This window comes from Paraeggerthella hominis (assembly GCF_021044775.1).
Classification (GTDB): domain Bacteria; phylum Actinomycetota; class Coriobacteriia; order Coriobacteriales; family Eggerthellaceae; genus Paraeggerthella; species Paraeggerthella hominis.
Genome location: NZ_JAJNOQ010000004.1, coordinates 233,454 through 246,063, shown reverse-complemented (window position 1 = coordinate 246,063; position 12,610 = coordinate 233,454). Strand labels below are relative to the sequence as shown.

Here is a 12,610-nt window from a genome sequence, read left to right as displayed (position 1 = left end):
TACCGAACGGTTACCTTGAACATCCTACCTTGGTTTCTTCAAGAAATTCCTTGCGAGGCCCTTCATACACGGCGTCAGCAGCGATAATGACCCTGAACTAACGGACGTGCGAAAGGAAGCGTATGGAACACGAGACAGCCTGGAAAAAGTACGACGAAGCTGACCTGGAAGCTCTTGAGCATCTAGCTGCCGAGTACATCGATTTCATTTCCGAAAACAAAACCGAGCGTGCGTGCGCGGCAACTGCTGTGACCATGGCCGAGGCCGCTGGCTACCGGCCTTTGGCGGCTGCTGTGAGCGAAGGTCGGACGCTCAAGCCGGGCGACAAGGTATGGGCGCTCGCCCATGGCAAGGCGCTCATTTTAGTGCAGTTGGGTGCCGGTTCGCTGACGGCCGGTTTGAACATTCTGGGTGCGCACATTGATTCGCCGCGCCTTGACGTCAAGCAGAATCCGTTGTACGAGGCGAACGACTTCGCGCTTCTGGACACGCATTATTATGGCGGCATCAAGCACTACCAGTGGGTTACGCTGCCGCTTGCTTTGCATGGCGTGGTGGCGAAGACCGACGGTTCCGTGGTGGACGTGCAGGTGGGCGACGATCCGGGCGACCCGGTATTCTGCGTGACCGATTTGCTCATTCACCTGGCGAGCCAGCAGATGGGCAAGAAGGCGTCGGAAGTCGTTGAAGGGGAGGCTCTTGACCTGCTGGTGGGAAACCGTCCGCTTCTGATCGAGCGGGAAGGCAAAGGCGAAGCGACGTCTGAAGCGGCGGACGACAGGCCCGCTTTCGAAAAGCTGGCGGAAAAGGAGCCGGTGAAGGCGTTCGCGCTCAAGCTGCTGGCCGAGAAGTACGACATCGCCGAAGAGGACTTCCTTTCGGCTGAACTGGAAGTGGTGCCGGCCGGTCGTGCGCGCGACTTGGGCTTCGACCGCAGCATGGTCATCGGCTATGGGCAGGATGATCGCGTATGCGCGTTCACGTCCCTGGCCGCGCAGCTGGCCATGGCGGATCAGATGCTCGACAAGGCCGCGGTATGCGTGCTGGTGGACAAAGAGGAGATTGGCAGCGTGGGCGCTACCGGTATGGCCTCGCGATTCTTCGAGAACACGATAGCCGAGGTCATGGAGCTTGCTGGCGAGGGCGGTCCTTTGCCGTTGGCTCGCGCGCTGGCTTCGTCGAGCATGCTGTCCTCCGACGTGTCCGCAGGATTCGATCCTGCATACGCGAGTGTTTTCGAGGCTAAGAATTCCGCTTTCTTAGGTCGTGGCCTGGTGTTCAACAAGTACACCGGCGCGCGCGGCAAGAGCGGTTCGAACGACGCAAGCGCCGAATACATGGCGCGCATCCGCCGCATCATGGGCGATGCCGGCGTGTCGTTCCAGACGGCCGAGCTGGGCCGCGTGGATGCGGGCGGTGGCGGGACCATCGCCTACATTCCCGCCGAGCACGGCATGGACGTTATCGACTCGGGCGTGCCTGTGTTGTCGATGCACTCCCCGTGGGAGGTTACGAGCAAAGCCGACATCTACGAGGCGTTCAAGGGCTACGAAGCGTTTTTGAAGAACGCGTAGCGCGTCGATTCCAAAACTCGTGCGCACGTGGTCGATCGCGTGCGCACGAGTCGATTATATTGCTGGTGCTTCGGCCCCCTTTCCGCTACACTGCTCGCATTGTACGTGCGCGCCCGAGCCGCTGTCCGGTTCGGGCGCTTTCAGATAGCGAGGCGCTTATGGCTCGGGAGCAGTTTGGATCAAGGTTGGGGTTCATCCTCATCAGTGCGGGATGCGCTATTGGGTTGGGCAACGTTTGGCGTTTCCCCTACATTACCGGCGAGTACGGTGGCGCGGCATTCGTGCTGCTGTACCTTCTTTTCCTGGTTATTTTCGCGTTGCCCATTTTGGTCATGGAATTCGCCGTCGGCCGCGCGAGCCAAAAAGGCGTCGCGCGCAGTTTCGACGATCTGGAGCCGCAGGGGTCCAAATGGCACCGGTTCAAGTGGGCGGCTTTGGCGGGCAACTACCTGCTCATGATGTTCTACACCACCGTGGCCGGCTGGATGCTGGCGTTCATGCTGCTCACTGCAATGGGCACGTTCAACGGCATGGACGCTTCCGGCGTGGAAGGCGTGTTCAACGGGCTGTTGGCGAATCCCTTGGAGATGACGGCGTTCATGCTTGCGGTGGTCGTCATTGGCGTGCTGGTGACGCGCGCCGGATTGCGCAACGGCGTCGAGCGCGTTACGAAGCTCATGATGGTTGCCCTGTTCGCCGTGTTGGCCGTGCTGTGCGTCCGCGCGATCACGCTTCCGGGAGCCGAGGCTGGCCTCGAGTTCTATCTCATGCCCGATTTCGGAAAGCTGTTCGCAGGCGGGTGGGGAACGTTTGCCGATGCGGTGTTTGCCGCCATGGGTCAGGCGTTCTTCACGGTTTCGGTGGGCGTAGGGTCCATGTCCATCTTCGGCAGCTATATTGACAAGCGTCATCGGCTGGCGGGCGAAGCCGTGCGCATCGCGGGATTGGACACGCTGGTTGCGCTTATGGCGGGTCTGATTATCTTCCCGGCATGCTTCGCTTTCGGGGTCGAGCCCGGAAGCGGCCCGGGCCTCGTGTTCATCACGTTGCCCAGCGTGTTCGAGCAAATGCCGTTCGGTCAGCTGTGGGGCACCTTGTTCTTCCTGTTCATGAGTTTTGCCGCCCTGTCGACCGTGATCGCGGTGTTCGAGAACATTATGAGCTTCGGCATGGATCAATGGGGCTGGTCCCGTAAGAAGTCCTGCCTGGTGAACGGCATTGCGCTGGCGCTGCTTTCGCTGCCTTGCGTGCTGGGCTTCAACGTGTGGGCTGGCGTGGAGGTGCCGGGCATCGGTAATATCCAGGCCATCGAGGACTTCCTCATGTCGAACAACGTGCTGCCGCTGGGCGCGCTCGTGTTCCTTTTGTTCTGCACGAGCAAGCGCGGATGGGGTTGGAAGGCGTTCGTGGCCGAGGCCGACACCGGCAAGGGCCTTGGCTTTCCCCGGTGGGCTCGAGGATACATGCGGTTCGTGCTGCCCGTTCTTATCCTGGCCGTGTTCGTGATGGGCTACGTGCCTATCGTTCGCACGTGGATGGGGCTTGGATAGCGTCTTTCGCGAACTGCGACGCGAATATTTCTTCATATTCGGAGTTTTCCCGGGCGGAACCTCGCGTTTCCGGCTTTCCCGTGGCTATAATAGCGGATAACACTTGAGTAACGGTTGCTATGCGGGGCGTTCGCGCACGTCGTCCCCTTGCCGACCGTCGCCCGCGCCGGCCGCGCGAGCGAAGCGACATGCCGACAGCAGATGGAGGAGTTCATGGCCTATTATTTCGACGAGCCGTCCCGTACATTCAACGAGTACCTTTTGGTTCCCGGCTACTCGCCGTCTACGTGCGTTCCGGCTGCCGTCAGCCTGAAGACGCCGCTGGTCAGGTACCGCAAGGGCGAAGAAGAGTGCCCCATTTCGCTGAACATCCCCATGATTTCGGCTATCATGCAGGCCGTGTCCGACGACGGCATGGCCGTGGCGCTTGCCACCGAGGGCGGCATGTCGTTCGTGTACGGTTCTCAGTCCATTGAGAGCCAGGCCGCGATGGTGTCGCGCGTGAAGGACTACAAGGCTGGTTTTGTCACGAGCGACGCCAACCTGTCTCCCGACATGACGCTGGCCCAGGTTGTAGAGCTGAAGGAGAGGCTTGGCCACTCCACCATGCCCGTGACCGAGGACGGCACCGCTACCGGCAAGCTGCTCGGCGTGGTAACCGAGCGCGACTACCGCTTGTCCCGCATGTCCTTGGACGAGAAGGTCGCCGATTTCATGACTCCGCGCGAGAAGCTGATCGTGGCCCCGGTCAGCACGTCCCTGAAAGTGGCGAACGACATTATCTGGGATCACAAGCTGAATTCGCTGCCTATCGTTGACGAGGACGATCACCTGGTCAGCCTGGTGTTCCGCAAGGACTACGATTCCCATAAGTCCAACCCGAACGAAATGCTGGACGACCACAAGCGCTACATGGTGGGCGCCGGCATCAATACGCGCGACTACGCCGAGCGCATTCCCGCGTTGGTGGAAGCCGGCGTTGACGTGCTGTGCATCGACAGCTCCGAAGGCTACTCCGACTGGCAGAAGTTCACCATCGAATGGGTGCGCGAGCACTACGGCAACACCGTGAAGATCGGCGCGGGCAACGTGGTTGACGCCGAGGGCTTCCGCTTCTTGGCCGATGCAGGTGCCGACTTCATCAAAGTTGGCATCGGCGGCGGTTCAATCTGCATCACGCGCGAGACGAAGGGCATCGGCCGCGGCCAGGCCACGGCCACCATCGAGGTTGCCGCTGCGCGCGACGCGTACTTCAAGGAGACGGGCGTGTACGTGCCCATCTGCTCCGACGGCGGCATCGTGTACGACCACCATATCTCGCTGGCGCTGGCCATGGGCTCCGACTTCGTCATGCTGGGTCGCTACTTCGCACGCTTCGACGAGAGCCCGTCGAACAAGGTGATGGTGAACGGCTCGTACATGAAGGAGTACTGGGGCGAAGGCTCGGCGCGCGCTCGCAACTGGCAGCGCTATGACCTGGGCGGCGACAAGAAGGGTATGACGTTCGAAGAGGGCGTCGACTCCTACGTGCCGTATGCCGGCGCTTTGAAGGACGGCGTGGCGCTTACGCTTTCCAAGGTGCGCTCTACCATGTGCAACTGCGGCGCGCTCACCATTGACGAGCTGCAGGACAAGGCGAAGCTGACCATCGTGTCCAGCACGTCCATTGTGGAAGGCGGCGCGCACGACGTTCTGCTGAAGGACAAGACCCCCTACGTGAGCAACACGGGCCACTAGGACGCGGTCGGAAAAACGGATTCGCGAGCGGGGCGGCCTTCGGGTTGCCCCGCTTTTTTGACGCGCCGAGCACGGTGCAAAGGGAGTGCTCGGCGCGTCGGGCAGGGCGGGCGTTTCGGAGCCGGGCGCGAATCGCTCGATCAGTCTTCCCGGGCTTCCACGCTGGGATTCGCGTGAATGATGGCATGGAGTTCTTCGATGTAGCGCAGCAGCAGCGGGCTGGGGCGTCGCTCGTTGTGCATGATGTAGCCGACTTGCATGCGCTCGCCTTCGTCGGTATCCAAGGGGATGCTGGCTATGCCGGATTGCATTTCGGCCGAAAGCACGCCGGTGGACAGTGTGTAGCCATTATGGCTGGTCAGCAGGTTAGTGAGCGTGCCGCGGTCCGAAATGCGGATATTGCGCGCGTGCGGAAGATAGCTCAGGGGCTCTTCGGAATAGTAGAACGAGTTGGTGGTTCCCTGCTCGAACGAGTAACGTGGGAAGGGCGCCAGGTCGTCGGGCGCGATGCGGTCGCGCTTCGCAAGCGGATGGTGCTCGCCGACGAACACGTGAACGTCGGCGTCGAAAAGGGGCGCGTACGCCACATCGGCGTCGTCGAAGGCTTTTTGCAGGACGCGTCGGTTGAAGCTGTCGGTGTAGAGGATGCCTACTTCGCTGCGAAACGCCCGCACGTCGTCGATGATCTCCGCCGTGGTGCTTTCTCGTAGGATGAATTCGTAGTCGCAGGCGTCGCATGCTTCCACTACGTTCACGAACGCCTGCACGCTGAACGCGTAATGCTGCGTGGACACGGCAAGACGCAGGTGCGCGGCTCCCTTGTTCTGGTAGCGCGCCTCCAGCATGTCGGCCTGTTCGACCACTTGGCGGGCGTACCCCAAAAGCTCCGTGCCGTCATTGGTGAGGGTGACGCCGCGGTTGCTGCGCGTGAACACGGTGATGCCCAGTTCGCTTTCCAGTTCTTTTATGGCGGTGGACAGGTTCGACTGCGAGGCGTACAGGTTTTGCGCGGCGGCGTTGATGGATCCGTATTCTGCGATGGCTATTAAGTAGCGGAGCTGTTGAAGCGTCATAAGGACCCCTTTCTTCGTTCTGGTCGCTATTCTACCGGGTTATCGTCAATATCGATAGCAAAGCATCAAAACATTGAATGACTTATATGGTTGTATTGAGCGGCTGTTCGTGGTTTCATGCAATACGCTGCTTCGCGCGCAAAACGATTCGGCGCATGCGGGCGTTTCTTTCTTCAGGGAAGCGCGCGCCGCGCAACTCGGCGAATCGTTTGAGCGATTTCGGTCGACGGTGCGCGGCGGCAGCGCGAAAGACGAAACGAACAAGGAGCATCTCATGGCGAAGGACATCCCCTACGATCAGAAGTACTACGATCCGGAGATCGAGTGCATGCCGCGGCCCCAGCTGGAGGAGCTGCAGCTGCAGCGATTGCAGGATATGGTGGCCTACGCGTACGAGAATACCGTGTACTACAAGCGCGCGTTCGACGAGGCCGGCGTGAAGCCTTCCGACATCGAAACGCTTGAGGACATTGCGAAGTTCCCGTTCATCGACAAGAAGACCGAGCGCGAAACGCAGCACGTGGGAAGCTTCTTCGGCGAGATGTGCTCGGTGCCCGAGGAAGAGGTCATCTTCATGGCCACGTCTTCGGGTTCCACGGGCGTGCCCACGGTGAGCCCGTTCACGCAGGAGGACTTCGACCTGTGGCAGGACACCGAGGCGCGTCTGTTCTGGCAGGCTGGTATGCGCCCGAACGATCGCTACGTGCACGCGCTCAACTTCGCGCTGTACGTGGGCGGCCCCGACGTCATCGGCGCGCAGCGGCTGGGCGCGCTGGCCATCTGGGTGGGCGCGGTGCCGTCCGACCGTCTGCTGTTCGTGCTGAAGCAGTACCAGCCGACGGTTATCTGGACATCGCCTTCGTATGCATGGCATTTGGGCGAGGTGGCGAAGGAGAAGGGATACGACCCGCGCACCGACTTCAACATCCACACCATCATCGTTGCTGGCGAGGCGGGCGGTTCCATCAAATCCACGCGCGAAAGCATCGAGGACTTGTGGGGCGCGAAGGTTGTTGACTTCTACGGTCTGTCCGACATTTACGGCGCATGCGCTGCGGCGTGCGAGGCTCACGACGGCCTGCACATCGTGGAGGACCAGATTCTGGTCGAGACGGTAAACCCGAACACGGGCGAGGTGCTGGCTCCGGGCGAGACGGGCGAGCTGGTGTACACCACTTTGAGCAAGAAGGCGCGCCCGATGATTCGCTTCCGTACGGGCGATATCGGCTACGTGAGCACCGATACGTGCGAGTGTGGCCGCACGCTTGCGCGCATTCACATTACGGGCCGTAAGGACGAGATGTTCATCGTGAGCGCCGTCAACGTGTTCCCGAGCGATATCGAGTTCGTGGTGCGCGGCCTGGAAGGGCTGACGGGCGAGTATTCCATTCGCGTGTACGAGCAGGACTTCACGTGCAAGTACGAAGTGTCCGTGGAGCGTGCGCTGGGTAGCGACGAGCCTTACGACGAGGTGGCGAAGCGCACGATGGCGGCCATCAAGGCGCATGTGGGCGTGCGTCCGCAGAAGGTCATCGTGTATGATGCGGGTAAGCTGGGAACGTCGTCGGAGCACAAGGCGTCGCGCTTCGTTGACGAGCGCAGCTGCCAGACTCGATAGGGAAGGATTCTACCCATGGCTAACACCTTTGCAGTTTCCGGTCAGCACTATCTGTTCAACGTGCAGACGTTCGCCCATGTGGTTCTGGCTTTGGGCGGCGATGCGTACGCGTATGCGCTGCGCGATCGCAGCACGCAGGGCGTCATCGATGATGTTGCGTCGGGGAAAAGCCAGCTGGGCGTGCTGTTTCAGACGTCGGCTTCCGCTGAAACGCTGAACGCTGCACTTGACGATGCGGGTCTTGAATTCGTGGAGCTTATCGAGTCGGCCCCGCGCGTTGCGCTGCCGGCCAGCCACCCCATGGTGAACGCTGCCAGCCTTACTCTGGAGGATATGGAGGATTATCCCTACTTGTATTTCGAGCAGGACGAGGATTCTCCGGTTGCCTTCGCTGAAGAGGCGCTTGCGGGCGTGCCGCGTGCCAAGAGCATTGCCTGCACCGACCGCGCGTCGCTTTCGGAGCTGATCGTGGCACTGAACGGCTATACGGTGACGAGCGGCATTTTGGTGGGTATTTCCGACGGCGCCGGGCTGAACACCGTGCCGCTTGATACCGATGTGTCGCTGCACTTGGGCTACGTGGTGCGCAAGGGCGAGCAGCTGGACGAGAACGCCCAGCGTTTCGTGGACACGCTGAAGAAGAACCTGGTCAAGTACGCTCGATTCTAAGTAGGTTGCCGCCGCATGCAGGCGAGACGGCAGCTCTTGAAACGAGGGGGACGGGGGCGGCGATGCCGCGCTCGTCCCCCTCGTCGTTTACTCGTTGTCGTTCGGATGGCGCCTGCCGGCCAGGTCGCGAGCCTCTTCGCTCACGACGGGTCCCGCGTGCGCGCCGCGTTTTTCCAGCACGCGTTCGCGCCGCGCTCGTTCGGCGCGTGCTTCGCTGGGGCGCGGGCGGTCGGCTTGCTGCGGGGCGGTTTCGCGCGGGGCTTCGGCTTTGGAGAAGCCCATGCGGATGCCGATGTATTCGCTGACCAGCAACACGAACAGGATGCACATCACAATGAGGTAGCCGATCACCGCGCCGGGCAATCCCGTGAAGTTCACCAGCAGGATGGGAACGAACAGCGAGAATCCGAACGTGATCAGGTACAGGCGCGTGACGGCCTTCTGGCGGCGCAGCACGGTGATCACCTGGTACAGGAAATCGATGGCTGCCGTTACCCCGCCTGCGGCCAGCATGATGAAGCACAGGCCGCGGAATTGCTCGAAGTCAAGGCCGTACATGAAGCTCATCAGGGGAATGCCGATGGTCGCCATAACGCCTGCCACCACCAACGTGATGGCAACGATGACGGCCAGCACGGCCACGATGGTCAGATCGAACCGCTTCCGCTTGCCGGGGTCGGCCCATGCTTCGGCCATGCGGACGAGCATCGGCTTGTAGATGAGGCCGATGGTCAGCAGGATGGCCTGGGCGGGGAAGTACAGCGCGTTGAAGTACAGCTGGTTGTCGTAGCTGAGCACGCCTTCCATCACGAATTTCGGCATGTTGTCGATGAGCGCGTACATGAACAGCGCTGCGAACAGAGGGAAGCACTGCTTGAACAGCGCACCCACGTTGCCCATGCTCACGCGGCGCGATTTCGGCGTTTCGAACAGGGCCAGCGGAAACGTGAGGAACAGGAACGTGGCGGCGGCCACCACGGCCATGGCGATGCAGGCAACGCCGAGGTTGCGGGTGATCAGCAGCACCAACGAGAACACGATGAACACGGCGACCGAGCGAAACGCTTGGGAGATTCCGGCAAGGTAGAGCTTGTCCACTTGCTGCAGGCGCCCCTCGTACACGTCGGCCAGGCCGTCGATCATCTTGTAGAGGTACACGCCCAAGCTGATGGTCAGCATGTGATCGGTGTATCCGCGAATCGAGCAGTACGCCACGCCGACAACCACCATGAGCGCGCACGTGATCCAGCGGTTTACCTGGTAGTCCGCGAACGAATGCTCTTCGGCCAGGTCGGACACTTGAAAGGTTCGCACGCCGTAGTTGGCAAGGATCATGAGCAGCGTGCCGGTGACGAACGCCAGCGAGAACATGCCGGCTTGCTCGACGCCCACCAGTTGCGTGACCACGATGGTGAGGAAGGGAAACACCATGCCCCACGTAGCGATGCCCAGCGTGTTGCACACGTAGTCGCGCGTGGTGCGTCCGGCGGCGTATTCTTCTTGCTGCGCCGAAAGGGAGCGCTCGGATACGGCCCCCAGAAGCCGGTTGCACCAGTGGTTGACGGCGCGCGTGATGAAGCTGGGCTTGCGAGGCTTTTTCGCCGCGCGACGTGCGCGGTTCCCGCGCTGATCGGAGGCGCTGTCGGGCTGTGTTTGCGGGTTCGGATCTTGGGCGCTGCGCCTGGTTGCGTGCAGCGGCGCGCGCTCGGTCGCCTCGTGCTCGGGCGCGGTGCGTTGATGGAGCGCCCGGGTGGGCTGGCTGCGCTGTTCTTGTTCGGAGTTGTTCCGCGGCATGCGGTCCATAAGCTGCGTCGAGCTCCTTCGCTGCGTGTGTCGTTGTCTCTCCTTGAGCATTATAGGGGTCGTGCGCAGTTGGTCCCCTAAGATTCATAGCAGCAGCAAACGAGGGCGTGCGCGTCCTTGCGCGCTTGTGTCTGGCCGTGCTGGGCGCGGTTGGAGGCTCCGCGCCTGTTGCGACACGGGCCGGGGCGGCTCCGTTCGAGACTGTCCCCCTGTTCCCCTGTTCCCCAATCGGGGGAGTTTGACGGCTGGTCGTCTGCGCGCGCCTGCGAACGCGCGAGGGCAACGCTATACTGGCATGATCAAGACGTGACACGAATGGGAGAGTTCCATGATCGAGGTACTGTGGCATGGGCGCGGCGGTCAAGGCGCGTTCACTGCGGCGCGACTGCTGGGTGCGGCCGCATCGCTTTCCGAGGGCCGCTACGCGTTGGCGTTTCCGTCGTTCGGACCCGAGCGACGCGGCGCGCCGATGCGCGCGTTCACGAAGATGGACGATGCGCCTATCGGCGATCGGAGCGCGGTGGCGCGCGCCGATTACGTGGTGTATCTGGACGAGACGCTGCTGGGGCCTGGCTGGGAGCATGAGCTGAAACCCGGAGGACGCGTGCTGGTGAACAGCGCTGCAACCTTCGATGACGAGCGTATCGTGGCCATCGATGCCGACGGAATCTCCGCTTCTTTTTTGGGGCGCCCCATTCCTAACACGGTGTTTCTTGGGGCGATCGCGGGCCTGTGCGATCGGGTGTCGCTCGAGGATCTGGACGAGGCGATTCGCCAGTACATGCCGGAAAAACTGCACGGTAAGAACCTGGCAATTGTGGAGGAAGCGCTCCGGCGGATGGCCGATGCTTCCGATGCCGAAGCAATCGATCGGCCGCCTGTTGCGGGGATTGCGGTTGAATCCGGCGAAAGCGATCTGCGCGCGGAAAACTTCGAGGCGGCCGAAGGCTTGGAGGGCTCGCCCTCGGAATCGCCCGCTCGTCCGCCCGCGCGTATCTGCACCTTGCGCAGCGGGGACGCTTTGGACCCCGCCGTGTTCGCGCGCACCACGTGCTTCGAGGCAGGTTATCTGACCGCGAAGAACGCTGGCTGGCGAAACGTGCGCCCCGTGATCGACGCTTCTGCGTGCACGGGATGCCTCCAATGCTATTGGCTGTGTCCGGACGGCACGGTGTTCAAGGTTGACCAGGCTGCGTCCGTCGGCGCTCCTGTTGCCATCGATCTGGACTTCTGCAAAGGCTGCGGCGTGTGCGCGAAGGCTTGCAAGTTCGATGCGATTGCCATGATTCCCGAAAGCGAGGCGGATGCCCGATGAAGAGGTTCCTTTCCGGCGACGAAGCGCTGGCGGAGGGCGTGCGCCTGGCGCGTCCGCAGGTCATCAGCGCGTATCCCATTACGCCGCAAACGGTGGTGGTCGAGCGTTTGAGCGAGATGGTGGAAGAAGGCACGCTTGCCGCCGAGTACGTGCACGTGGAGTCCGAACATTCGGCGCTGTCGTGCGCCATCGGCGCGTCGGCTACGGGCGCCCGCACGTTCACGGCTACGTCGAGCCAGGGCTTGCTGTACATGGCAGAATGCCTGACCTATGCATCGGGCGGGCGGTTTCCTATTGTCATGATGAACGCGAACCGTGCAACCGCGCTGCCGTGGAACATCTACGGCGACCAGCGAGATTCGCTCGCCTTGCTGGATCACGGTTGGATTCAGGTGTATGCGCAGGACAACCAAGAGGCGCTCGATCTTGCGCTTATGGCGTATGCGTTGGCGGAGGACCCGGCGGTTATGACGCCGGTGATGGTGAACCTGGACGGTTTCGCGCTCACGCATACGTACGAGACCGTGGACGTGCCTTCGGCGGAGCAAGCGGACGCGTTTCTGCCGCCCTACGAGCCTGCTGGGAATCACTTCGATTTCGAGCATCCCGTGAACATCGGGTTTTCGGCAGGCCCTGAGTACAACCGCTATTTCAAGTACTGGGAGCATCGCGACATGCTGAACGCTCCCGACGTGGTGGAGCAGATCGAGCGGCGCTTCGCCGAGGTGTTCGGGCGCCAATACACCGGCATGATCGAAACGCTGAACTGCGACGATGCCGACGTTGTCCTGGTCACGCTGGGGTCGGCTGCAGGCCTTGCGCGCTCCGTGGTGGAGCAACTGCGCGCCGAGGGCGTTCGCGCGGGCATGCTGCGCATTCGCTACCTGCGCCCCATGCCCTCGGAGCTGATTGCCGAGGCGCTGCGAGGCGCGAAGGCGGTGGGCGTTCTGGAGAAGGATATCTCGTTCGGTTCGGAGGGAACCGTGTTCACGAACGTCAATTCGGCGTTGCAGCAGGCGGGCGTGTGCGTTCCCACGTACAACTTCGTAGGAGGTTTGGGCGGCGACGACATTTCCGAAGCGCAGACGATCGGTATGTTTCGCGCTCTCCAGCAGGTGGCCGACGGCGCGGGGTCCGGCAGCTTGCCGCGCGTGTCGTTTTTGGGCGTTGATGACGTTCCGCCGACCTGCCAGCCGACGGAAGCAGCCGACGCTGCGGCTTCTGTCGCTGATTCATGCGAACCTGCGAGCTGCGAAGAAAGGGGGCGATAG

At 61.9% G+C, this 12,610-nt stretch carries 9 protein-coding genes; 7 read left to right on the top strand and 2 right to left on the bottom strand.

From position 1 onward, the window contains the following. Positions 1–122: 122 nt before the first annotated feature. From LQE90_RS06505 to LQE90_RS06495, 3 genes are all read left to right on the top strand, one after another. Positions 123–1,574, top strand: a complete 1,452-nt coding sequence (locus tag LQE90_RS06505; protein WP_216528708.1) for an aminopeptidase — start codon at positions 123–125, stop codon at positions 1,572–1,574. 158 nt (positions 1,575–1,732) lie between these two features. Further along, positions 1,733–3,124, top strand: a complete 1,392-nt coding sequence (locus LQE90_RS06500) for a sodium-dependent transporter (RefSeq protein ID WP_114566169.1) — start codon at positions 1,733–1,735, stop codon at positions 3,122–3,124. 213 nt (positions 3,125–3,337) lie between these two features. Further along, complete coding sequence (locus tag LQE90_RS06495; RefSeq protein ID WP_216528709.1) at positions 3,338–4,861, top strand: IMP dehydrogenase; 1,524 nt, start codon at positions 3,338–3,340, stop codon at positions 4,859–4,861. A gap of 140 nt (positions 4,862–5,001) precedes the next feature. Here the strand turns inward: LQE90_RS06495 and LQE90_RS06490 are convergent, their stop codons facing one another. Beyond that, positions 5,002–5,934, bottom strand: coding sequence for a LysR family transcriptional regulator (locus tag LQE90_RS06490; protein WP_114566171.1), 933 nt, complete (start codon positions 5,932–5,934; stop codon positions 5,002–5,004). A 274-nt stretch (positions 5,935–6,208) separates the two neighbouring features. Here LQE90_RS06490 and LQE90_RS06485 point away from each other — a divergent pair, with 274 nt between their 5' ends. Both LQE90_RS06485 and LQE90_RS06480 read left to right on the top strand, forming a co-directional pair. After that, complete coding sequence (locus LQE90_RS06485) at positions 6,209–7,552, top strand: phenylacetate--CoA ligase family protein (RefSeq protein WP_114566289.1); 1,344 nt, start codon at positions 6,209–6,211, stop codon at positions 7,550–7,552. A gap of 15 nt (positions 7,553–7,567) precedes the next feature. Then, positions 7,568–8,221, top strand: coding sequence for a LysR family transcriptional regulator substrate-binding protein (locus LQE90_RS06480; RefSeq protein WP_216528710.1), 654 nt, complete (start codon positions 7,568–7,570; stop codon positions 8,219–8,221). 87 nt (positions 8,222–8,308) lie between these two features. Here the strand turns inward: LQE90_RS06480 and LQE90_RS06475 are convergent, their stop codons facing one another. Then, on the bottom strand, positions 8,309–10,024 hold the full coding sequence (locus LQE90_RS06475) for a lipopolysaccharide biosynthesis protein (RefSeq protein ID WP_231088232.1): 1,716 nt from the start codon (positions 10,022–10,024) through the stop codon (positions 8,309–8,311). Positions 10,025–10,352: 328 nt separating this feature from the next. Between LQE90_RS06475 and LQE90_RS06470 the strand changes: the two genes are divergently transcribed. Then, a complete protein-coding gene (locus LQE90_RS06470) occupies positions 10,353–11,339 on the top strand; it encodes a 2-oxoacid:acceptor oxidoreductase family protein (protein ID WP_216528711.1) in 987 nt (328 codons plus the stop codon). Further along, positions 11,336–12,610: a transketolase C-terminal domain-containing protein gene (locus tag LQE90_RS06465; RefSeq protein WP_216528712.1), complete on the top strand. Its 1,275-nt coding sequence runs from the start codon at positions 11,336–11,338 to the stop codon at positions 12,608–12,610. The genes LQE90_RS06470 and LQE90_RS06465 overlap by 4 nt, the downstream gene beginning before the upstream one ends.

Excerpts from the sequence above, each read along its gene's own strand:
- LQE90_RS06505 (WP_216528708.1), top strand. The coding sequence starts at position 123 with ATGGAACACGAGACAGCCTGGAAAAAGTACGACGAAGCTGACCTGGAA.
- LQE90_RS06500 (WP_114566169.1), top strand. The coding sequence starts at position 1,733 with ATGGCTCGGGAGCAGTTTGGATCAAGGTTGGGGTTCATCCTCATCAGT.
- LQE90_RS06495 (WP_216528709.1), top strand. The coding sequence starts at position 3,338 with ATGGCCTATTATTTCGACGAGCCGTCCCGTACATTCAACGAGTACCTT.
- LQE90_RS06490 (WP_114566171.1), bottom strand. The coding sequence starts at position 5,934 with ATGACGCTTCAACAGCTCCGCTACTTAATAGCCATCGCAGAATACGGA.
- LQE90_RS06485 (WP_114566289.1), top strand. The coding sequence starts at position 6,209 with ATGGCGAAGGACATCCCCTACGATCAGAAGTACTACGATCCGGAGATC.
- LQE90_RS06480 (WP_216528710.1), top strand. The coding sequence starts at position 7,568 with ATGGCTAACACCTTTGCAGTTTCCGGTCAGCACTATCTGTTCAACGTG.
- LQE90_RS06475 (WP_231088232.1), bottom strand. The coding sequence starts at position 10,024 with ATGGACCGCATGCCGCGGAACAACTCCGAACAAGAACAGCGCAGCCAG.
- LQE90_RS06470 (WP_216528711.1), top strand. The coding sequence starts at position 10,353 with ATGATCGAGGTACTGTGGCATGGGCGCGGCGGTCAAGGCGCGTTCACT.
- LQE90_RS06465 (WP_216528712.1), top strand. The coding sequence starts at position 11,336 with ATGAAGAGGTTCCTTTCCGGCGACGAAGCGCTGGCGGAGGGCGTGCGC.